This window comes from Paracoccus mutanolyticus, from assembly GCF_003285265.1.
Classification (GTDB): domain Bacteria; phylum Pseudomonadota; class Alphaproteobacteria; order Rhodobacterales; family Rhodobacteraceae; genus Paracoccus; species Paracoccus yeei.
Window position 1 is genome coordinate 1,383,552 of sequence record NZ_CP030239.1, and the last position, 21,000, is coordinate 1,404,551.

At 67.9% G+C, this 21,000-nt stretch carries 14 protein-coding genes and 7 pseudogenes; 16 read left to right on the forward strand and 5 right to left on the reverse strand.

Annotated features, from left to right (window positions below):
• Positions 1 to 39 precede the first annotated feature (39 nt).
• From DPM13_RS07405 to DPM13_RS07430, 6 genes and pseudogenes are all read left to right on the forward strand, one after another.
• On the forward strand, positions 40 to 927 hold the full coding sequence (locus DPM13_RS07405; RefSeq protein ID WP_112887739.1) for an ABC transporter permease: 888 nt from the start codon (positions 40 to 42) through the stop codon (positions 925 to 927).
• Positions 920 to 1,944: pseudogene (locus tag DPM13_RS07410) on the forward strand (quaternary amine ABC transporter ATP-binding protein). The gene DPM13_RS07405 and the pseudogene DPM13_RS07410 overlap by 8 nt, the downstream one beginning before the upstream one ends.
• A 15-nt stretch (positions 1,945 to 1,959) precedes the next feature.
• Positions 1,960 to 2,175: pseudogene (locus DPM13_RS22505) on the forward strand (pyrroline-5-carboxylate reductase family protein); the annotation flags it as partial.
• Positions 2,176 to 2,552: 377 nt separating this feature from the next.
• Positions 2,553 to 2,741, forward strand: a complete 189-nt coding sequence (locus DPM13_RS22510) for a pyrroline-5-carboxylate reductase dimerization domain-containing protein (RefSeq protein ID WP_233144946.1) — start codon at positions 2,553 to 2,555, stop codon at positions 2,739 to 2,741.
• A 50-nt stretch (positions 2,742 to 2,791) separates the two neighbouring features.
• The gene (locus DPM13_RS07420; RefSeq protein WP_112887740.1) at positions 2,792 to 3,745 is read left to right on the forward strand and encodes an ornithine cyclodeaminase family protein; all 954 of its coding nucleotides are present in this window, start codon (positions 2,792 to 2,794) and stop codon (positions 3,743 to 3,745) included.
• A gap of 1,230 nt (positions 3,746 to 4,975) precedes the next feature.
• Positions 4,976 to 7,275: pseudogene (locus DPM13_RS07430) on the forward strand (FdhF/YdeP family oxidoreductase).
• Here DPM13_RS07430 and DPM13_RS20550 read toward each other — a convergent pair.
• The gene (locus DPM13_RS20550) at positions 7,265 to 7,423 is read right to left on the reverse strand and encodes a hypothetical protein (protein WP_189654868.1); all 159 of its coding nucleotides are present in this window, start codon (positions 7,421 to 7,423) and stop codon (positions 7,265 to 7,267) included. The pseudogene DPM13_RS07430 and the gene DPM13_RS20550 sit on opposite strands and share 11 nt — an antisense overlap.
• Before the next feature lie 51 nt (positions 7,424 to 7,474).
• A pseudogene (locus tag DPM13_RS07435) lies at positions 7,475 to 8,654 on the reverse strand (acetyl-CoA C-acyltransferase).
• Between the two features lie 102 nt (positions 8,655 to 8,756).
• Between DPM13_RS07435 and DPM13_RS07440 the strand changes: the two are divergent.
• The 6 genes and pseudogenes from DPM13_RS07440 (at position 8,757) to DPM13_RS07475 (ending at position 13,314) form a co-directional block, all read left to right on the forward strand.
• A complete protein-coding gene (locus tag DPM13_RS07440; protein WP_112887741.1) occupies positions 8,757 to 9,098 on the forward strand; it encodes a winged helix-turn-helix domain-containing protein in 342 nt (113 codons plus the stop codon).
• Positions 9,099 to 9,155: 57 nt separating this feature from the next.
• Positions 9,156 to 9,901 (forward strand): annotated as a pseudogene (modA, locus tag DPM13_RS07445) (molybdate ABC transporter substrate-binding protein).
• 5 nt (positions 9,902 to 9,906) lie between these two features.
• On the forward strand, positions 9,907 to 10,587 hold the full coding sequence (modB, locus tag DPM13_RS07450; protein ID WP_112887742.1) for a molybdate ABC transporter permease subunit: 681 nt from the start codon (positions 9,907 to 9,909) through the stop codon (positions 10,585 to 10,587).
• Positions 10,584 to 11,623: pseudogene (gene modC / locus DPM13_RS19655) on the forward strand (molybdenum ABC transporter ATP-binding protein). The gene modB and the pseudogene modC overlap by 4 nt, the downstream one beginning before the upstream one ends.
• 106 nt (positions 11,624 to 11,729) lie before the next feature.
• Positions 11,730 to 12,635 (forward strand): hypothetical protein, encoded by a 906-nt coding sequence (locus DPM13_RS19660; RefSeq protein ID WP_145963322.1) that lies wholly within the window; start codon positions 11,730 to 11,732, stop codon positions 12,633 to 12,635.
• A gap of 97 nt (positions 12,636 to 12,732) precedes the next feature.
• Positions 12,733 to 13,314 carry a transglycosylase SLT domain-containing protein gene (locus DPM13_RS07475; protein ID WP_080621229.1) on the forward strand — a complete coding sequence of 194 codons (582 nt, stop codon included), beginning with the start codon at positions 12,733 to 12,735 and terminating at the stop codon, positions 13,312 to 13,314.
• A gap of 3 nt (positions 13,315 to 13,317) precedes the next feature.
• Here DPM13_RS07475 and DPM13_RS07480 read toward each other — a convergent pair.
• The 3 genes and pseudogenes from DPM13_RS07480 to DPM13_RS07490 all read right to left on the reverse strand — a co-directional run bounded on the left by DPM13_RS07480 (position 13,318) and on the right by DPM13_RS07490 (position 16,105).
• Positions 13,318 to 14,272, reverse strand: a pseudogene (locus DPM13_RS07480) (integrase core domain-containing protein).
• An 86-nt stretch (positions 14,273 to 14,358) separates the two neighbouring features.
• Positions 14,359 to 15,018 (reverse strand): YggS family pyridoxal phosphate-dependent enzyme, encoded by a 660-nt coding sequence (locus DPM13_RS07485; protein ID WP_112887746.1) that lies wholly within the window; start codon positions 15,016 to 15,018, stop codon positions 14,359 to 14,361.
• A gap of 67 nt (positions 15,019 to 15,085) precedes the next feature.
• Positions 15,086 to 16,105, reverse strand: coding sequence for a porin (locus tag DPM13_RS07490; RefSeq protein WP_112887747.1), 1,020 nt, complete (start codon positions 16,103 to 16,105; stop codon positions 15,086 to 15,088).
• 407 nt (positions 16,106 to 16,512) lie between these two features.
• On the opposite strand from DPM13_RS07490, the gene DPM13_RS07495 reads away from it, so the two are divergent.
• The 4 genes from DPM13_RS07495 (at position 16,513) to holA (ending at position 20,979) form a co-directional block, all read left to right on the forward strand.
• Complete coding sequence (locus DPM13_RS07495) at positions 16,513 to 16,962, forward strand: DUF3576 domain-containing protein (RefSeq protein ID WP_112887748.1); 450 nt, start codon at positions 16,513 to 16,515, stop codon at positions 16,960 to 16,962.
• Positions 16,963 to 17,028: 66 nt separating this feature from the next.
• On the forward strand, positions 17,029 to 19,560 hold the full coding sequence (gene leuS / locus DPM13_RS07500; protein WP_112887749.1) for a leucine--tRNA ligase: 2,532 nt from the start codon (positions 17,029 to 17,031) through the stop codon (positions 19,558 to 19,560).
• Positions 19,547 to 20,029, forward strand: a complete 483-nt coding sequence (gene lptE, locus DPM13_RS07505; RefSeq protein WP_112887750.1) for an LPS assembly lipoprotein LptE — start codon at positions 19,547 to 19,549, stop codon at positions 20,027 to 20,029. The genes leuS and lptE overlap by 14 nt, the downstream gene beginning before the upstream one ends.
• Positions 20,026 to 20,979 (forward strand): DNA polymerase III subunit delta, encoded by a 954-nt coding sequence (gene holA / locus DPM13_RS07510; RefSeq protein ID WP_223252429.1) that lies wholly within the window; start codon positions 20,026 to 20,028, stop codon positions 20,977 to 20,979. The genes lptE and holA overlap by 4 nt, the downstream gene beginning before the upstream one ends.
• Positions 20,980 to 21,000 lie beyond the last annotated feature (21 nt).

Here is a 21,000-nt window from a genome sequence, read left to right on the forward strand (position 1 = left end):
GACCCCTTCCCCACTCAGCCCACAGGCGGACGGCAGACCATGTCCTGGTTGACCTCATTTCCACAGCTTGACGACGGATTCCTGCGCGACCTCAAGAAGGTCATCGACGACGGCTTCCGCAGCTTTACCCGCAGTTACGGCGATGTGATCGAGGGGCTGTTCAGCCCGCTCCAGACGCTGCTCAGCTGGTCCGAACGGCTTCTGACACACACGCCCTGGCCGATCATCCTGGCGGTCGTCGCCGCCCTGGCCTGGGGCGCCAGCCGCAGCCTTCGCGTGGTGATCGGCAGCGTCGTGACGCTGGTGCTGATCGGCATGTTCGGCATGTGGGAGGACACGATGAAGACCGTGTCCATGATCTTTGCCTCGACCCTGCTGTCGATCCTGATCGGCCTGCCGCTGGGCATCCTGATGTCGCGTTCGGCCCGGGTGCAATCGGTGCTGAACCCGGTGCTGGACGTGATGCAGACCATGCCGAGCTTCGTCTATCTGATCCCGGTGGTCATGCTGCTGGGCATCGGCCGGGTGCCGGGGCTGATCGCGGTGGTGATCTATGCGCTGCCGCCGATGATCCGGCTGACGAACCTGGGCATCCGGCAGGTGGACCGCGAGGTGCTCGAGGCCGCCGACGCCTTCGGCTCGTCCCGCTGGCAAAAGCTCATCAAGGCGGAGCTGCCGCTGGCCCTGCCTACCATCATGGCCGGCATCAACCAGACCATCATGATGGCGCTGGCGATGGTCGTCATCGCGTCCATGATCGGCGTCCAGGGCCTGGGCCAGCCGGTGCTGAAGGCGATCTCGAACCAGTATTTCACGCTGGGGCTTTTCAACGGCTTCGCCATCGTCGGCATCGCCATCCTGTTCGACCGCATCAGCCAGGCCTGGGGCCAGCGCCTGCAGAAACACCGCGAGGCCAGCCATGTCTGAACCCATCGGAATCGAGATTCGCAACCTTTACAAGATCTTCGGCCCCCATGCCGCGGCCCATGTCGATGCCGTCCGCCGCGGCATGACCAAGGCCGAATTGCAGGCCCGCCATCACCACGTCCTGGGCCTGCGCGACATCAACATCTCGATCCCTGCGGGCAGCATCCAGGTCATCATGGGCCTGTCGGGTTCGGGCAAGTCGACGCTGATCCGCCACATCAACCGGCTGATCGAACCCACCGCCGGCCAGATCGTCATCGAGGGCCAGGATGTCGTGACCATGGCGCCCGAGGCGCTGCGCGCCTTCCGCCGGCACAAGACCGCGATGGTGTTCCAGAAATTCGCCCTGCTGCCGCATCGCACGGTGCTGGACAATGCCGCCTATGGGCTTGAGGTCCAGGGCATTTCCGAAGCCGAGCGTTACCGCACCGCGATGCGCTGGATCGAGCGGGTCGGCCTGAAGGGGTTCGAGAAAAGCTATCCCAGCCAGCTGTCGGGCGGCATGCAGCAGCGCGTGGGCTGGCCCGCGCGCTGGCCAACGACGCCCCGATCCTGCTGATGGACGAGGCCTATTCGGCGCTGGACCCCTTGATCCGCTACGACATGCAGACGGTCCTGCTGGACCTGCAAAAGGAAGTGCGCAAGACCATCGTCTTCATCACCCACGACCTTGACGAGGCGCTGCGCATCGGCGACCGCATCGCGCTTTTGCGCGACGGGAACGTGATCCAGCAGGGCACAGGTCAGGACATCGTTCTGAACCCGGCCGACGACTATGTGGCGAACTTCGTCCAGCATGTCGACCGCGGCAAGGTGCTTAGGGTCGAGGCGGTGATGGACGCCCCCGCCGGCAGTCCGATGGCCGGGATCACGATCCGCGCCGACGCCTCGCTGGCCGAGGCGCTGAAGCTGATGGCCGCGAACCAGACCCAGGGCCTGCTGGTCCAAGGCGGCGCGGGGCAGGTGGTGGGCTGGCTGCCCTTCCGCGCCGCGATCGAGGCCCAGGCTGGGCGCTAGGCACAAGGAGACGTGATGCGCATCGGAATCATCGGGGCGACCGGCTGGCTGGGCTCGGCCCTGGGCGGGCGGCTTCTGGCGCAGGGGATCGTGGCGCCGGAAAACCTGATCGCGCTGAACCGCACCGGGCCCCGGCCCGATTACCAGGGCCATCGCGGTGTGGGCTGGGCGCGCGACGTGGCCGATCTGGCGGGGCAAAGCGACGTGATCGTCGTCTCGGTGCGGCCGGTCGACTGGGCGGGCTTGGGCCTGCAGGCGCAGGGACGCCTGGTCGTGTCCTTCATGGCCGGGGTGCGGGGGGAACGGCTGGCCGCCTGCGGCGGGCGCATCGTCCGCGCCATGCCGAACGCGGCGGCGGAACTGGGCGCGTCCTATTCGCCGTTCTGGGCCGCGCCGGACGTCACCGCCGAGGATCGCGACACCGTCCGGCGGCTTCTGTCCGCCATCGGCACCACGGACGAACTGGCCGAGGAATCCCAGATCGACCTGATGACCGCCCTGCCCGGCTCGGGCGCGGCCTATCCGGCGCTGATGGCGGTGGCGATGGCCGGCTTCATGCGCGCCTGGGGGTCGAGGACGCTGTCGCCTGGCGCGCGGCCGAGGCGGCCGTGGTCGGCGGCGCGCAGATGCTGGCCGGCCGCATCGCCGAGGCGCCGCAGTTCCTGGCCGCCTATCGCGATTACCGCGGCACCACCGCCGCCGGGCTGGACGCCGCCGAGGCCGCGGGCTTCGACGACGCCCTGCGCCGGGCACTGGCCGCCGCGACCGAGGCGTCGCGCCGGCTGGGCCAGGACTAGGGCCGCGCCCGGCGGAAGGCGGCAGGACTATCAGGCAAGGGGATCATTCGATGACGGACGCAACATCCAGGCCGCAGCTGGTGTTCTATGAGGAGGCGGCGCCGCGCCTGACCTGGCCCGATGCCGTTCAGGCGATCCGGCAGGGCCACGCCCTGGCCCCGGCCGAGATCCGCGACAGTTTCCTTGGCCCGCCCGAAGGCACGATGATGAGCCGCTCGGCCTATATCCCGGGGCTGGGATACGGGGCGAAGTGCTTTACCGTGCTGGACGCCAATGCCGCGCGCGGCCTGCCCACCGTGCAGGGCGCGATGCTGGTCTTTGCGCCCGACACCGGCAGCCTTCAGGCCATCATCGACAGCCGCCTGGTGACCGAATTCAAGACGGCGGCGGATTCGGTTCTGGGCGCCAGCCTGCTGGCCCGCCCCGACAGCCGCCGCCTGCTGGTGGTGGGGGCGGGGACCGTGGCCGAAAGCCTGGTGCGCGCCTATACCGCCGCCCTGCCGGGGATCGACGAGGTGACCCTGTGGGCGCGCCGCCCGGAACAGGCCCAGGCGCTGGTCGCCCGGCTGGCGGATGTCCCGGCGCGGCTGGCCGTGGCCCAGGACCTGCCCGGTGCGCTGGCCCGGGCCGATATCGTCAGTTCGGCCACCATGGCGCGACAGCCGGTCATCCTGGGCCGGCATGTCCGGCCGGGGACGCATGTGGACCTGATCGGCGCCTACAAGGCCGACATGCGCGAGGCCGACGACGACCTGATCCGCAGGGGCGCGCTCTTCGTGGACAGCCGGGCCACCACTATCGGCCATATCGGCGAACTCGCCATCCCCATGGCAGCGGGTGTGATCGCGCCAGACCATGTCCTGGGCGACCTTTACGACCTGGTGCGGCCCGACGCGCGGCGCCGCGCAAGCCCCGACGAGATCACGATCTACAAGAACGGCGGCGGCGCCCATCTGGACCTGATGATCGCGGCCCATATCGCGCGGATCATGGCCTCTGCCTGACGGCCGCGCGGGCGGTTTTTGCCGCCTGCCGGAACATCTGCCCCGCCGCCGGGTTCACTCTGCGACCCAGTCATGCGGAGAGACCGATGTTCCGACCCCCGCTCGCCAGGCCCTGCACCCCTGTGACAGCCCTCGGGGTGCGCCATGTGTCCTGACCGTCCCCCGCTGCGCTACAGCGACGATCTGGAAACCGTCGACCCCGCCCGCGAGGCGGCGACGGTCGAGGATCTGATCCAGTCCTTTCGCCATATCCTGACCACGACCTTTCGCGACTATGGCCATGCCGTGCGCGGCGTCCATGCCAAGGCCCATGCCGTTCTGCGGGGCCGGCTGGTGGTCGACGCCACCCTGCCGCCGGAACTGGCGCAGGGGCTTTTTGCCCAGCCCGGCGAATACCCGGCCTGGCTGCGCATCTCGACCAATCCCGGCGACCTGATCAGCGACACGGTGGCGCTGCCGCGCGGCATCGCGCTCAAGGTCGAGAATGTCCCGGGTCCGCGCCTTGATGTGGATTCGGACGGCGCGCAGGACTTTTTGATGATCAACGGCCCGGTCTTTGCCGTGCCCCGAGCGCAGGATTTCGCCGGGCAGTTGAAACTGCTGGCGGCGACCACCGACCGCGCCGAAGGGGCCAAGATCGCCCTGTCGAAGACGCTGCAGACCGTGAATGCCGCCCTGGGCATGGTGGGGCTGGAAAGCACGGCCCTTGCGGGCATGGGCGGCGCCCCCCAGACCGACCCCCTGGGCGAGACCTATTTCAGCGCCACCCCGTTCCGCTATGGCGATCATGTCGCCAAGTTCCGCTTGCGGCCGCTGTCGCCGGCGCTGACGGCGCTGACCGGCAAGCCCATCGACATGGGCGCCGCCGAAAACCCGATCCGCGCGCAGATCAGGCGCGAGATGGCGGGGATCGACGGCGAATGGGCCTTCGAGGTGCAGCTGGCCCGCGACCCCGAGCGCCAGCCCATCGAGGATGCCTCGGCCCTTTGGGACGAGGCCGAGGCGCCCTTCGTCCAGGTGGCGACGCTGTATCTGCCCCGGCAGGACAGCTGGGACGCCGAGGCCGTCGAACAGGCCGACGACCGGATGCGTTTCAGCCCCTGGAACGGCATCGTGGCGCATCGTCCTTTGGGCAGCGTCAACCGCGCGCGCCGGGAAACCTATCGCTACTCGGCCCATTTCCGGGCCGAGGCGAACGGCTGCCCGATCCACGGATTACAGGAACGACCGATGACCGAGCACGACCGTCCGCAGCGCGAACAGGACCCGACCACGCCCCATTACGACCACCCGACCGGCGGCTGGGGTTCGGTCCGCAGCGTCCTGCGCCACCTGGGGGGCAAGCGGGTGCCGCTGGGCGTGCTGGACACGCTGTGGCGCCAGAACAAGCCGCGCGGGCATATGTGCACCTCCTGCGCCTGGGCCAAGCCCGCCTCGCCGCATCTGGCCGAATTCTGCGAGAACGGCGCCAAGGCTACCATCTGGGACCTGACCAAGGACCGCTGCGGCCCGGATTTCTTTGCCGCGCATCCGCTGTCCGAACTGCGCGGCTGGTCCGATCACGCGCTTGAGGCGCAGGGCCGGCTGACCCATCCGATGCGCTATGACGCCGCCAGCGACCGCTATGTGGAAACCACCTGGGACGAGGCCTTCGCCGCCATCGGCGCGGCGCTGCGGCGCCTGCCGCCCAGGTCCACGGTCTTTTACGCCTCGGGCCGCGCCAGCCTTGAGACATCGTTCCTGTACGCGCTGTTCGCCCGGCTTTACGGACACAACAACCTGCCCGACAGCTCCAACATGTGCCACGAGACGACCAGCGTCGGGCTGAAGAAGGTCATCGGCAGCCCGGTCGGCACCTGCATCCTGTCGGATTTCGACGAATGCGACATGCTGCTGTTCTTTGGCCAGAACACCGGCTCGAACAGCCCGCGGTTCCTGCATCCCTTGCAGGCGGCGGCCCGGCGGGGTTGTCGCATCGTCACCTTCAACCCGGTCCGGGAACGCGGGCTGCTGGAATTTGCCAACCCGCAGAACCCGGCCGAGTTGCTGAAGGGCTCGGGCACGCCGATTTCCGACATCTACCTGCAGCTGCGGGCGGGCAGCGACATCGCGGCGATCGCGGGGATCTGCAAGCACCTGTTCGCGCTGGACGACGAAAACCCCTCGGACCAGGATCCGGTGATCGACCGCGCCTTCATTGCCCGGCACGGCCATGATTTCGAGGCGTTCGAGGCCTGGGTCCGCGCCCTGGACTGGCGGAGATCGAGGCCGCCTGCGGCCTGCCCCGCGCCGACCTGGCCGAGGTCGCCGCGCTTTACGCCCGGTCGCAACGCTGCATCGGTGTCTATGGCATGGGTCTGACCCAGCATGTGCACGGCAGCGACAGTATCGCCATGCTGGTGAACCTGCTGCTGATGCGCGGCAACATCGGCCGGCCCGGGGCAGGCATCTGCCCGGTGCGCGGCCATTCAAACGTGCAGGGCCAGCGCACCGTCGGCATTTCGGAAAAGCCGGACCTGGTGCCCCTGGACAAGCTGGCCGAGGAATTTGGCTTCGATCCCCCACGCGACACCGGCCTGACCACGGTCGAGGTGGTGCAGGCGCTGCTGGACGGTGAGTTGCGCGGCTTTCTCGGCCTGGGGGGCAATTTCGCCCGAGCCATCCCCGACCAGGGCCGCGCCGACGACCTGTGGCAAAAACTTGAACTGAACGTGCAGGTCGCCACCAAGCTGAACCGCAGCCATGTGCTGGTGGGCAAAGGTGCCTGGCTGCTGCCCTGCCTGGTGCGGGCCGAGCGCGACGTTCAGGCGACCGGGCCCCAGGCCGTGACGATGGAGGACAGCCTGAGCCATATCCACGGCTCGCTGGGCCGTCGGAAACCCGCGTCCGAACACCTGCTGTCGGAACCGGCGATCATCGCCGGCATTGCCCAGGCCACGCTGGAGCCGAACCCCAAGGTGCGCTGGCAGGACTGGGTGGGCGACTATGGCCTGGTCCGGGATCTGATCGCGCGAATCTATCCCGACCAGTTCGCCGATTTCAACGACCGCCTGTTCACGCCCGGCGGGTTCTATCGCGGCAATGCGGCGCGCGAACGCGACTGGCAGACCGACAGCGGCAAGGCCGAGTTCACCGTGCCTCCGGCACTGTCCGCCCTGGGGGACGAACCTGAGCCGGGCAACTTTACCCTGATCACGCTGCGGTCGAACGACCAGTTCAACACGACGGTCTATGCCGACCGCGACCGGCTGCGGGGGCTGGAAGGACGGATGCGCCTGCTGATCGCCCCCGACCAGATGCGCGAGGCGGGGCTTGCCGAGGATCAGACCGTGGCCCTTGTGACCGTCAGCGACGACGGCATTTCCCGCCGGCTGGAAGGGCTGCGGGTCACGCCCTATGACCTGCCCGCCGGCTGCGTCGGGGCCTATTACCCCGAGGCGAATGTCCTGGTGCCGCTGGACCGGTACGACCGTGCGTCCAAGACCCCCGCCTATAAGGGCGCGACCGTGCGGATCGAGCCTATTCCGTAGGATCGCCGCTGGCCGGGGCGGGTGAATCGGTCCCGTCGTAGCGCGGCTGGCGCGCGGTGCTGGGCCCGGGAATGGGATCGCCGGGCTTGTGGTCCTTGCGCTGCGACGGCCGTGTGGTCTGGTCCTTGTCCGTCGCGTCCTCGGGCATGGTCTGTCCTTTCCTGAAAGAAAGGCAATGCGCCAGGTTGCGCGCGTTCCGTCAGATCCGCTCGATCACCAGCGCGATGCCCTGGCCGACGCCGATGCACATCGTCGACCAGCGCCCGGTGTCCGCCGCTCGGCGCAACTCTCCATCGCCTTCAGGGTGATGATGGCCCCGGTCGCGCCGACCGGATGACCCAGCGCGATGGCGCCGCCGTTCGGGTTCACCCGCGCGGGTCGCAGGCCAAGTTGCTGGTGCACGGCCAGCCCTGCGCGGCAAAGGCCTCGTTGACTCGATCACGTCGAAATCGCCCGCCGCCAGCCCTGTGCGCGCCAGCAGCGCCTGCACCGCCGGGACCGGGCCTATGACTATCACACCTTCCGTGCGACCGCCAGTTCAACCCACCGTCACCAGCAGCCGGAACGCGCGGCCGATCACCGCGGGGCTCCGGTTCCTCGCGGGTTCAGCAGGCCCGCAGGGTCCGTCGTTGATCCCCGAGGCATTGCCCGCCGTGACCGTGCCGTCGCGCTGGAACACCGCCTTGAACTAGCCAGCTTTTCCAGCGAGGTTTCCTTGGGGTGTTCGTCGGTGTCGAAGGCCACGACGCCCTTGCGGGTCTTGATCTCATGGGAACGATCTGGTCGCGGAACCGCCCCTCGGCGATGGCGGCGGCGGCCCGGCGCTGCGATTCCAGCGCGAATTCGTCCTGCGCCTGGCGCGAGATGCCATGCTCGCGGGCGACATTCTCTGCCGTCACCCCCATGTGGCCGGTGCCCATCGGGCAGGTCAGCGCGCCGGTCATCATGTCCAGCATCGGCGCGTCGCCCATCTTGACACCAAAGCGCGCCGCCGGAATGGCATAGGGCGCGCGGCTCATCGATTCGGCCCCGCCCGCCACGGCGAAATCGGCGTCCCCCAGCATCAGCGCCTGCGCGGCGGAAACGATGGCCTGCGCGCCCGATCCGCACAGCCGATTGACGTTCATGGCGGGCGTGGTGTCGGGCACGCCCGCGTCCAGCATGGCGACGCGGGACAGGTACATGTCGCGCGGCTCGGTGTTCAGGACATGGCCAAAGACCACGGTGCCGACCTGCGCGGGCGCGATGCCGGCGCGTTCGATGGCGGCGCGGGTGACGGTCGCGGCCAGCTGGATCGGCGGGATCCCCGCCAGGCTGCCGCCAAAGGTGCCGATGGCGGTCCGCGCCCCGGACAGGATGACGATTTCGGTCTCAGGCATGGTTCCCCCATTTGGCTGTTTTCCAAGGCTAGCGCGCGGACCCAGCCGCGCAAAGCCCCGGAGGTGCTTGCCTACGCCGCGTCCTCGGCCAAGAATGGCGGCATGGAAAACGATCCCCGTCTCAGCCTGCGCCTGCATTTCGACAGCCTGACCTTTGGCCGGGGCAAGGCCGACCTGCTGCAGGCCATCGCCGAGGAGGGCTCGATTTCCGCCGCCGGGCGACGGCTGGGGATGAGCTATCGCCGCGCCTGGGCCCTGGTCGAGGAGATGAACCGCCATTTCCGCGCCCCCCTGGTCGAAAGCGCGCGCGGCGGCGCGGGCGGCGGCGGGGCGGGGCTGTCCGACCTGGGGCGCGCCGTGCTGGGCGAATACCGCGCGCTGGAATCGCTGGTGCGCGGAGCGCCGCAGCTTGCGGCCCTGCGGGATATGCTGGCCGGGAAATAACGCTTGCCGCCCGCCGCCGCGGCTGGTTATGTCGGGCAAAACATAATGGAGCCCACCATGCGCCTGTTCCAATCCCTGATCGCCGCCGCCCTGGTCGCGCTGGCCCCCGCCGCCCAGGCCGACGAGATCACCGTCTTTGCCGCCGCCAGCCTCAAGGACGCCTTGGATCAGATCGCCGCCGACTGGCAGAAGTCGCACGCCGATACGGTGGTGATTTCCTATGCCGGCAGTTCGAAACTGGCCAAGCAGATCCAGGAGGGCGCGCCGGCCGATCTGTTCATCTCGGCCTCGAGCCAGTGGATGGACGCGGTCGAGACATCGGGCGATATCGACGCCGCGACCCGGCTGGACCTTCTGGGCAATACGCTGGTCCTGGTCGGCACCGGCCAGCCGGCCGCCGCGCCGGTCGAAGACCTGCCGACCCTGCTGGGCGAGCGCAAGCTGGCCTGGCTGATGGAACGGATGCTGGGGGCCGGAACTGGCGCTGACCCCATCTGGGCTATGAGGCCGGTGCGGTGCCGCCAGCCGAACAGAGCAACCGCCGGAACGGGGTTGCGGCGAAGCGCGTGAAGGGTTCGGACGGCGAGGTGCCGCTTGGCTTCGTCTATGGCAGCGACGCGGTGGCCGAAAAGGGCGTCGGCGTGGTCGCGACCTTCCCGGCCGACAGCCACGCGCCGATCACCTATCCCGCCGCCGTTACCAAGGCCGCCGACACGCCGCAGGCCAAGCTGTTCCTGGACAGCCTGAAGCAGGACCCGGCGCGGTCCATCTTTCAGGCGCAGGGCTTTACCGTCGCGGAATAAGGCCGGTGTGGGACTGGCTGGGACCGCAGGAATGGCAGGCCGTCGCGCTGTCCTTGCGGGTGTCGCTGGTGGCGGCGCTCGTCAGCCTGCCATTCGCCATCGCCATCGCCTGGCTGCTGGCGCGGCGCAGCTTTCCCGGCCATGACCTGCTCAGCGGGCTGGTGCATCTGCCCCTGATCCTGCCGCCGGTGGTCACCGGCTATCTGCTGCTGGTGACCATGGGCACGCGCGGGCCCATCGGCAGCCTGCTGGAGCCCCTGGGCATCGTCTTTGCCTTTCGCTGGACCGGGGCGGCGCTGGCCGCCGCCATCATGGCCTTTCCGCTGATGGTGCGCTCGATCCGGCTGGGGTTCGAGGCGGTGGACCCGCGCCTGGAACAGGCCGCCGCCACCCTGGGGGCGCCGCGGCCCTGGATCTTTCTGACCGTGACCCTGCCCCTGATCCTGCCGGCGTTGCTGGCCGGGGTCACGCTGGGCTTTGCCAAGGCGATGGGCGAATTCGGCGCCACCATCACCTTCGTGTCGAACATCCCCGGCCAGACCCAGACCATGCCTTCGGCCATCTATGCGCTGCTTTCGACCCCCTCGGGCGAGGGGCCGGCGATGCGGCTGGTGCTGATCTCGGTCGCGATCGCGCTGGCGGCGGTGCTGGTGTCGGAATTCCTGGCCCGGCGGATGGCGCGATGAGCCTGTCCGTCGCCTATCGCCACCGCTTTCCCGGCCTGTCGCCGGAGGGGCGTTCCAGGCGCCGCCCGGGATGACGGCGCTGCTCGGCCCCTCGGGCTGCGGCAAGACCACCACGATCGCATCCTGGGGCTTCTGCGCCCCGCCGCGGCCGCATCGCGCTGGGGGACCGGGTGCTGTTCGACGACCAGACCGACCTGTCGCCGCAGGCGCGCCGCATCGGCTGCGTGTTCCAGGACGCGCGGCTGTTTCCGCACATGACGGTGACAGCGAACCTGCGCTATTCCGCGCGCTGGCGGCGCGACGCCGCGCGGGATTTCGACCGCGTCGTGCAGATGCTGGGCCTGGGCGCTCTGCTGAACCGCCGCCCCGCGACGCTGTCGGGGGGCGAGCGCCAGCGCGTCGCCATCGGCCGGGCGCTGCTGTCGGACCCGGCGCTTTTGGTGCTGGACGAGCCCCTTGCCGCGCTGGACGAGGACCGCAAGGCCGAGATCATGCCCTGGCTGGAACGCCTGCGCGACGATGTCCGCCTGCCGATCCTTTACGTCAGCCATTCCGTCCCCGAGGTGCTGCGGCTGGCCAATACGGTGGTCCTGATGCAGGCCGGCCGCACCGTCCACAGCGGCCCGCTGGCCGATGTGCTGGCCGACCCCGACCTGGCCCCCGGCTGGGCGCGCGCGAGGCCGGGGCGCTGATCGCGGCGCGGGTCGAGGCGACCGAGCCCGACGGGCTGGTCCGCGTCGCCACCGCCGCCGGCCCGATGCTGCTGCCGGGGATCGAGGCGCGGCCCGGCCACGCGCTGCGGCTGCGCATCCTGGCGCATGAGGTGATCCTGTCGCGCGACCCGCCGCAGGGCCTGTCGGCGCTGAACACCCTACCCGCCACCGTGACGCGCATCGACGGCGGGCTTGTGCAACTGTCCCTGGGCCCCGAGCGGATGCTGGCCCAGGTTACGCCCCGCTCGGTCCAGGCCCTGGGCCTGAAACCGGGAAGCCCCTGCCACGCCATCGTGAAGTCGGTCTCGGTCCTGCCGAGCTGACCCGCGCCGGCTTCCGCGCAATTTGAGGCACTATGCCTTTGGCGGCAGGGCGATCTTACGTTACCACTGGTGGTTGTCCATAGTACCGCACAGCGTAGGTGTCCCGATGAATGTGTCCTCGGCCAATATCGCCCTGACGATCCTGAAGAATGACCAGGCCTCGCTGTCGACGCCGGCAAAGGCGGTGGACAAGGTGGTCGCCGCATCCAAGGTCGCCACGGTCCCGAGTGTGGACAGATATGTTCCAAACGATGCCGCCCCATCGGGCGAAACGTCGATGCTCGATACTCTAACGGCCAAGCTTGTCGAGGTAAGTAACGGCCTCAGTGATGGCTCGATCAGTCCCTTCGACCCCGAGGCCGTAGAAGTGACCGGGAGCGTGAAAGTCTTCAATCAATTCAACAAGGATCCGCGTCTGATCTTTGAGGGCACCTTCAGTGGGGGTATCATCGATGGCATTCCCAAGGGGGCCAAGGCAGAGCAAAGCGACGCGAACTTCCCGTCCCGTCGCGATGCAATGGTAATCGCCTATCATTATGCGAGCAAGGTGATCGACGCTGCAATGCCCACCGCGACGGCTGCCAAGCTCAAGCCCAGCCTGTTGTCGGGCAGTTGGGAATCGCTCAGGACGGCTCCCACAGGGGATTCCTTCGCTGGCTTTAATGCCTCCAAAATGGAAACCAATGCGGCCGTGCTGTCCAGCATGTTCAGCTTTGACAACACCACCGTGACCGCAGCCGTCTACACTGGGGAATTCAACGGCTTCAGCCTGACCCACGGCACGCTGGGCAAGATCATGGATGTCTCGGCCGAGGGCGAGATCACGCTTTACGGCTCGGACGGCACCGCCTATTCGGCGGACGAATACAACGCCGCCAATGTGGACGGGGGCATCCCCCAACTGCACAACGACATGATCCGAAAGGCCGACAAGGACGAGCGGCAAGCAAAACTGCAAGCCCTGATCGACGCGTCGAAGCAGGCCAGCATGTCCCGATCCGCAACGGCGTGAGGCCCCGCGCCTTCCCGCGCAAAATCGAGCCTTTGTCATTTGCGCCACCCCCCTTTGCCGGGCTAACATCCCCGGAAAAAGACAATGAGGGGCAGTCATGAACAGGTTTCTCAAGCTCGCGATCGTCGGGCTGGTCGCCTCGTGCGGCGGCGGCGGCAGCTACAAGGCGCCGCGCAATCTGGAAAACGCCTGCGCCATCGCGGCCGAACGCCCGGCCTATATGCGTGCGATGCGGCAGACCGAGCGGCGCTGGGGCGTGCCGATCCACGTCCAGATGGCCACCATCCACCAGGAATCGAAATTCATCGGCGACGCCCGCACCCCGCACCGCTATGCACTGGGGATCATCCCGATGGGACGGCAAAGCTCGGCCTATGGCTACAGCCAGGCCATCGACGGGACCTGGGACGACTATCGCCGTTCGACCGGCAATCGCGGCGCGCGGCGCGACAACATCCGCGACGCGACCGATTTCATGGGCTGGTACATGAACGATTCGACGCGCATCCTGGGCATTTCCAAGCGCGACGCCGCCTCGCAATACCTGGCCTATCACGAAGGTCGGGCGGGCTTTGCCAAGGGTTCGCATCGCGGCAAGCCCTGGCTGACGGATGTGGCCTACAAGGTCGGCGCCCGGGCCCAGCTTTACGAGATGCAGCTGGCGAGCTGCAGGCGCTGAGCCCTAGTTGATGACGAACTTCGAGGGCGGGATCGATGGATCGAAACCCCCGGGCTCTGATGTCCAGACCTTGCAGATGTATTCGTAGGGCGTGAGGCCGCCGAGGGTCTTGAGCCTGCGCGCGAAGTTGTAGGCGGACATGAAGTCCGCAAGATGCGTCCGCAGTTGATCATGGCTGTCGTAGTGGAAGCGTTTGACGGTGGCCTCCTTGATCGTGCGGTTCATCCGTTCGAGCCTGGCCTTATTGGTCCGGTTCATCCGTTCGACCTGGCCATTGGTCCAAGGGTGTTTCACCTTGGTCAGCCGGTGATCGATGTCGTGTTCACGCATACGCGCCCGAAGATGTGCTCGAAGGCGCTGGTATCGACGCCGTTGTCGGTCAGCACAGTATGCAGCCGGTAGGGAACAGCGGCGACCAGATCGCGCAGAAACTGGGCGGCAGCCATCTTGCCGGCCTTTTCGACCAGCCGGGTGAAGGCGAACTTGCTGGTGCGGTCGATGGCCACGAAGAGATAGAGCCTGCCCTCAGCGGTTTGGACCTCGGCGATGTCGATGTGGAAGAACCCGATGGGATAGCGTTTGAAGCGCTGCCGCTTCGGCTTGTCGCCCTCGACATCGGGCAGGCGGGAAATACCATGTCGCTGAAGGCAGCGGTGCAGCGCCGAGCGGGTCAGGTGCGGGATCGTCGGCTGCAGGGCGTAGAGGCAATCGTCCAGAGGCAACAGGGTGTGCCGCCGAAACGCGACCACCATCGCTTCCTCCTCATTCAGCACCGTTGAACGAGGCTTCTTGGGCCCGGTCTTCAGATCCTCCACTGTGGCCCGCTTACGCCATTTTGACACGGTCTTGGGGTTGATGCGCAACTCCCGGCTCAGCGTCGCGAGCGTAAGCTCCCGGTCGCGGCCGTGCTGCTCGGAAGGCGGGTAGTCGTGGCGCTCCCGTGACGAACTTGGCCCATAGAGCCATCCGCGCATCGTCTTTGAGGATATTAGGTTAATCTCAAGAAAAGACTAATCTTTCCAGGAATTTTTGCCGAACCGCCGGTCAGGCACCGGGTCGAACGGTGCGGGCGCCAAAGATCGCGCTGCCGACGCGCACATGGGTCGCGCCCTCGGCGATGGCGGTTTCGAAATCGGCGCCCATCCCCATGGAAAGCCGCTCAGCCCTTCGCTCAGCCATCTCGCGCAGGGCGCGGAAATGTGGCTGCGGGTCCTGGTCGTCGGGGGGGATGCACATCAGCCCGTCCAGGCGCAGGTCGAGGGCGCGGCAGGCAGCGACAAAGCCGTCCGCCTCGTCGGGCAGGATGCCGGCCTTTTGCGGCTCGCGCCCGGTGTTGACCTGCACGAACAGGCGCGGGCAGATGCCATGCGCCTGGACCTGACGGGCCAGCTTTTGCGCCAGAGAGGGGCGGTCCAGCGTGTGAATCGCATCGAACAGCGCCAGGGCGGGCTTCAGCTTGTTGGTCTGCAGGGGGCCGATCATGTGCAGTTCGACCCCCGGATAGCGGTCGCGCCAGGCGGGCCACTTGGCCCCGGCCTCCTGCACATAGTTTTCGCCAAAGACGCGATGGCCGGCGTCCAGCACGGCCTCGACCCGGTCGGGGGGCTGGATCTTGCTGACGGCGATCAGCGTCACCGTGCCCGGCGTGCGGTCGGCGGCCGCCTCGGCGGCACGGATGCGGGTGATGATCTTGGACAGTCCCATGCGGGCAGATTTCCAAAAGAAAAGAGCGGGCACAAGGCCCGCTCTTTCGCATTCCGGTTCCGAAGGATCAGAACGAGAACTTGATACCGGCGTCGACCACGGTGTCGTCCAGGTAGTCGGTGTCGATGATGCCACCGGCCAGGACAGCGCCGCCGCCCAGGTCGTATTCGACGCCAATACCGAACGAGTCGAAGTCCGCATCGACGGTGCCGTCCAGCGACTCCAGTTCGTCACGACGGTAGAAGCCTTCGACCAGGATGGCGTCCATCTGGTAGGCCATGCTCAGACCATAGGTCTTTTCCAGGGTCGCGGCGACGAAGATCGGGGCAGCGGTCGGGCCCTGCTCGATTTCGAAACCTTCGTTGTCGTCATAGTCAAGGTAGACACCCTTGACGCTGAAGTTGTTGAACGAGCCCTCGGCAGCCAGGCCGATTTCGCGGGCGTCGTCATGCTTCGAGTAGGACAGCGAGGCCCAGAAGTTCGAGCCTTCATATTTCGCAGCCAGGGCGTAAGCGGTCGAAGCGGTGTCGATGCCCTCCGCAGGCTCGGAGCCGACAGTGGTGTACCAGCCGCGGTTCACGCCGTCCGAAGCCGAAGCGTACAGCGAGATGTTGTTGATGGTGTATTCGTACAGGATGTTCGGACCCTGATCGATGTTCACACCATCGCCGGTCAGGAAGAACAGTTCTTCCGGATCGCCGGCGAATTCGCCGTCGGTGTAGCCGACTTCGGCCAAATCGCCGATCGCGGCTTCGGAAGCCGAAACGACGTCACCCATCGACAGCTTGCCGTAGGTGCCCGAAATCCAGACGGCGCCGGCGGTACCGCGGGCGGCCGAACGGCTGTTGTAGCCGTCGCTGTTCGAGAAGGTGTAGTTTTCCTGGTCGACGCGGAACGCACCGCCGAAGGACAGACCCGAGTCCGACTCACCCGTCAGGGTGAATTTCACGCGGGCGCGGCTGGAAAACTGCGCGTCGTTGCCGTCATAGATCACACCCATCCGGCCGTCGCCCGAGACGGCGACTTCGGCCGAGGCGAAGCCCGCCGAAAGCACCAGGGCGCTGGTGGCGAAAAGAACCTTTTTCATGGTTTTCCCTCTTGTCTCTCTCGTGTGCCCCATCCCGCATGACCGGGTTGGAGTATGGGAGTTGTGTCGCGCGTTCCCGAAAGCATTGCAACGAAATCAAATCTGGCCTTCGGGTTTAACAAATCCTGTGATGCACAAGGGCCACACCAGCCTGCGCAGACCCGGACGCCGCCCCCTTTGCCCGCGCCAAGTTCCTTGCGGGGCTCGAAATTTCCGGCCTCGCGCACGTCTCGCGCGAGTTCACGGCGCGTAAGACAGTCGTGAGTCGCATGCCCGCCCCAGACCGGGTCGGCGGCCTGGCGGCGGGGCGCGCGGACGGCGGGGAATCGCGGGGGCGGACGGGCTCTCTTGTCGCTTGGACCGGAATTGCGCTATGGCTCGGCCAAGGACGATCCGGGGGATGACAGATGACCAGATGCGCCGCACGGCTGACCGCCGCCCTGCTTCTGACCGCGGGGCTTGCCGCCTGCGCCGGCGGCGGCGCCCCCAGAAGCGCCGAGCCCCAGCGTCAGTCCACCCTGTGGGACCTGTTCGCGAATCGCCGCAATCCCAGCGACACGGTCGCGGTGAACAAGTATCTGTGGAACGCCAGCTTCGAGGTGCTGAACTTCCTGCCGATCCAATCCGTCGACCCCTTCACCGGGGTGATCGTCACCGGCTATGGCACGCCTCCCGGTGGCGGGCGGTCCTATCGCGCGACGATCCAGATCACCGACCCGGCGCTGGATGCGCGCTCGCTGAAGCTGTCGCTGCAGGGCGCGGGCGGTTCGGCGGTGGCGCCCGACACCGTGCGCGCGGTCGAGGATGCGATCCTGACCCGGGCGCGGCAGCTGCGGGTCGCCGACCGCAATCTCTGACCCGGCTGGACCTGCCTTCGCGCAGCGGCTAATACCCTGCGGGCAATCTGATGCCCGGAGGTTCCCATGCCCTATGATCCCGCACACAGCGAACCGCGCTGGCAACAGGCGTGGGACGGTGCCGGCACCTTCCGCGCCGTGCGGGACGAACGGCCCAAGTACTATGTGCTCGAGATGTTTCCCTATCCGTCTGGGCGCATCCACATGGGGCATGTGCGCAACTACACGATGGGCGACGTGGTGGCGCGCTTCAAGCGCGCGCAGGGCTTCTCGGTGCTGCACCCGATGGGCTGGGACGCCTTCGGCATGCCGGCCGAGAACGCCGCGATGGAACAGGGCGGCCATCCGCGCGACTGGACCTATGCCAATATCGCCACCATGCGCGAGCAGCTGAAGCCCCTGGGCCTGTCCATCGACTGGAGCCGCGAATTCGCCACCTGCGACGACGCCTATGTGCACCAGCAGCAGTCGATGTTCCTGGACATGCTGGAGGCCGGGCTGATCTATCGCAAGTCGGCGATGGTCAACTGGGACCCGGTCGACATGACGGTGCTGGCGAACGAGCAGGTCGAGGACGGGCGCGGCTGGCGCTCGGGCGCGCTGGTTGAGCGGCGCGAGCTGACGCAATGGTTCTTCCGCATCTCGGATTACTCGGACGAGTTGCTGTCGGCGCTGGACGGGCTGTCCGGCTGGCCGGAAAAGGTGCGACTGATGCAGGCCAACTGGATCGGCAAGTCGCGCGGGCTGCAGTTCCGCTTCGACACCGTGGATGTGGCCGGCTTTCCGCAGATCGAGGTCTATACCACCCGCCCCGACACGCTGATGGGGGCGTCCTTCGTCGCGATCTCGCCCGACCACCCGCTGGCCAAGGCGCTGGAATCCGATCCCAAGGTCGCCGCCTTCACCGCCGAGGCGCGCAAGATCGGCACCAGCGAGGAGGCGCTGGAAAAGGCCGAGAAGCTGGGCTTCGATACCGGCCTGACCGTGCGCCACCCGCTGGACCCCGATTGGCATCTGCCGATCTGGATCGCGAACTTCGTGCTGATGGATTACGGCACCGGGGCGATCTTCGGCTCGCCAGCGCATGACGAGCGCGACCACGAATTCGCCCTGAAATACGGCCTGCCGATCCGCGCCACCTTCGGGCCGAAAGGCTCGACGCTGGCCGAGGCCGACGCGCTGGTCGCGGATGCGCCCTATGTGCCCCTGAAATCCGAGGTGGTGAGCTATGTGCGCGGCTTTGCCGGCGCGCAGGACCAGTCGGGCGAGGCCGCGGTCGACGCCGCCATCGCCCATGCCGAGGCGCAGGGCTATGGCGAGGGCGTGACCAAGTTCCGCCTGCGCGACTGGGGCATCTCGCGCCAGCGCTATTGGGGATGCCCGATCCCGGTCGTGCATTGCGACGCCTGCGGCACCGTGCCCGAGGCCAAGGAAAACCTGCCGGTGCTGCTGCCGCAGGATGTCAGTTTCGATGTGCCGGGCAACCCCTTGGACCGGCACCCGACCTGGCGCCAGACCACCTGCCCGACCTGCGGCGCCCCGGCCCGGCGCGAGACGGACACGATGGACACCTTCGTCGATTCGTCCTGGTACTACGCGCGCTTCACCGCGCCCCATGCACCGACGCCGACCGTGGCCGAGGATGCGGATTACTGGATGAACGTCGACCAGTACATCGGCGGCATCGAACACGCGATCCTGCACCTGCTCTATTCCCGCTTCTTTGCCCGCGCCATGGTCAAGACCGGGCATCTGCCGGAAAAGTCGAAGGAACCCTTCGACGCGCTGTTCACACAAGGCATGGTCACGCATGAGATCTACCTGACCCGGGACGAGCGCGGCCGCCCGGTCTATCACCTGCCCGAGACGGTGCGGGACGGCCGGCTGGCCGACGGCACGCCGGTCGAGGTGATCCCCTCGGCCAAGATGTCCAAGTCCAAGAAGAACGTGGTCGATCCGGTGAACATCGTCGCCAGCTTCGGCGCCGACACCGCGCGCTGGTTCATGCTGTCCGACAGCCCGCCCGAGCGCGATGTGGAATGGACCGCGGCCGGGGCCGAGGCGGCGAACAAGTTCCTGGCCCGCGTCTGGCGGCTGGCCGACGAGGTTCCCGGAGGCGGCGACGACCCGGACCTGATCCGCGCCGCCCACCGCGCCATCGAGGACGTGACCCGGGCCATCGAGGGCTTTGCCTTCAACAAGGCCGTCGCCAAGCTTTACGAACTGGCCAATGCCATCGGCAAGTCGCCGGCGGGCGGCGAATGCCGCCGCGCGGCGCTGCGCATCCTGGCGCAGCTGCTGGCGCCGATGGTGCCGCACCTGGCCGAGGAGGTCTGGCAGAAGGCCGGCGGCCAGGGCATGGTCGTGGACGCCGCCTGGCCCAAGGCCGACCCGGCGCTGCTGGTCTCGGATTCGGTGGTGCTGCCGATCCAGATCAACGGCAAGCGCCGGGCCGAGATCGAAGTCCCCAAGGACATGCCCAAGGACCAGATCGAGGCGCTGGTGCTGGCCGACGAGACGGTGCAGCGCTTCATGGAGGGACTGTCGGTCAAGAAGCTGATCGTGGTGCCGGGGCGGATCGTCAATGTCGTGGTCTAGGCGCGGCGTCCTGCTGGCGGCGCTCGCGCTGGCGGCCTGCGGCTTTGCCCCGGTCTATGGGCCGGGCGGCACCGGCACGCGCCTGCAGGACAAGGTGCGCACCGCCGACCCCCGCACCCCCGACGATTTCGCCTTTGCCGGCCGCATCGCCGAGCGGCTGGGGCCGGACGGGACCCGCTATGAACTGGACTGGCGGCTGCGCATCGCGGTGGTGCCGCAGGCCATCACCCCGAACGAGATCACGACCCGCTATTCGCTGAACGGCACCGCCAGCTATGTGCTGACCGAGATCGCCAGCGGCCGGACCGTGGCGCGCGGGCAGGTCAGCAGCTTTACCTCCTACTCCACGACCGGGACGACCATCGCCACGCTGGCGGCGGAACAGGATGCCCACAAGCGGCTGGCGCGCCTGCTGGCCGATCAGGTGGTGACGCGGCTGCTGGCGCTCGACCCGGCCACGCTGCCATGATCCTGAAGGGCGCCGAGATCGGCCGCTATCTGGCGCGTCCCGATCCGACGCGCCCGGGCCTGCTGATCCACGGCCAGGACGCCATGCGCGTCGCCCTGAAGCGGGCCGAGGCGGTCGCCGCCCTGACCGGCCCCCATGCCGACGAAGAGATGCGGCTGACCCGCCTGCCCGGCGCCGACCTGAAGAAGGACCCTGCTGCGCTGCTGGACGCGGTCAAGGCGGTGGGCTTTTTCCCCGGCCAGCGCGTGGTGCTGGTCGATGACGCGATCGACGCGGCGGTACCCGCGATCGCGGGTGCGCTGGCCGAGTGGCGCGCGGGCGACGCGGTGATCGTGGTCGCGGCGGGGGCCCTGGGCAAGGGCTCGGCGCTGAGGAAGCTCTTCGAGCCGCATCCGCAGGCGGTCACGGCCCCGATCTATGACGACCCGCCCGGCGAGGACGAGATCGCCCGCTGGCTGGAGGCCGCCGGCCTGCGCGAGGTGCCGCGCGACGCCATGCGCGACCTGGTGGCGCTGTCCCGCGCGCTGGACCCCGGCGATTTCCGCCAGACGGTGGAAAAGATCGGGCTTTACAAGCACGGCGACGCCTTACCCCTGACGCCGGCCGAGATCGCGGCCCTGGCCCCCGCCACCATCGAGGCCGAGGTGGACGAGCTGATCGACTGCGTGGCCGAAGGACGCGCCCGCGACTTCGGGCCGCTGATGCGCCGGATCGAGGGACAGGGCACCAATCCCACGACGCTGTGCATCGCCGCCCTGCGCCATTTCCGGGCGCTGCATGCCGGCGCCTCGGACCCCGGGGGCCCGGGCGCCGGGTTTTCCCGGCTGCGCCCACCGGTCTTTGGCCCGCGCCGCGACCGCATGATCCGCCAGGCCCAGGACTGGGGCATGCGCGCGCTGGAGGACGCGATCCATCAGCTGATCGACACCGACCTGACGTTGCCGGGCTGATGAAAGAGCTGAAGGTCCGGC

What these genes read in the sequence shown, in the direction of transcription:
- DPM13_RS07440 (WP_112887741.1), top strand. Translation starts at nt 8,757, where the DNA reads ATGGAAAACGATCCCCGTCTCAGCCTGCGCCTGCATTTCGACAGCCTG.
- holA (WP_223252429.1), top strand. Translation starts at nt 20,026, where the DNA reads ATGATCCTGAAGGGCGCCGAGATCGGCCGCTATCTGGCGCGTCCCGAT.
- DPM13_RS07405 (WP_112887739.1), top strand. Translation starts at nt 40, where the DNA reads ATGTCCTGGTTGACCTCATTTCCACAGCTTGACGACGGATTCCTGCGC.
- lptE (WP_112887750.1), top strand. Translation starts at nt 19,547, where the DNA reads ATGTCGTGGTCTAGGCGCGGCGTCCTGCTGGCGGCGCTCGCGCTGGCG.
- DPM13_RS07495 (WP_112887748.1), top strand. Translation starts at nt 16,513, where the DNA reads ATGACCAGATGCGCCGCACGGCTGACCGCCGCCCTGCTTCTGACCGCG.
- DPM13_RS20550 (WP_189654868.1), bottom strand. Translation starts at nt 7,423, where the DNA reads ATGCCCGAGGACGCGACGGACAAGGACCAGACCACACGGCCGTCGCAG.
- DPM13_RS19660 (WP_145963322.1), top strand. Translation starts at nt 11,730, where the DNA reads ATGAATGTGTCCTCGGCCAATATCGCCCTGACGATCCTGAAGAATGAC.
- DPM13_RS07420 (WP_112887740.1), top strand. Translation starts at nt 2,792, where the DNA reads ATGACGGACGCAACATCCAGGCCGCAGCTGGTGTTCTATGAGGAGGCG.
- DPM13_RS07475 (WP_080621229.1), top strand. Translation starts at nt 12,733, where the DNA reads ATGAACAGGTTTCTCAAGCTCGCGATCGTCGGGCTGGTCGCCTCGTGC.
- DPM13_RS07490 (WP_112887747.1), bottom strand. Translation starts at nt 16,105, where the DNA reads ATGAAAAAGGTTCTTTTCGCCACCAGCGCCCTGGTGCTTTCGGCGGGC.
- leuS (WP_112887749.1), top strand. Translation starts at nt 17,029, where the DNA reads ATGCCCTATGATCCCGCACACAGCGAACCGCGCTGGCAACAGGCGTGG.
- DPM13_RS07485 (WP_112887746.1), bottom strand. Translation starts at nt 15,018, where the DNA reads ATGGGACTGTCCAAGATCATCACCCGCATCCGTGCCGCCGAGGCGGCC.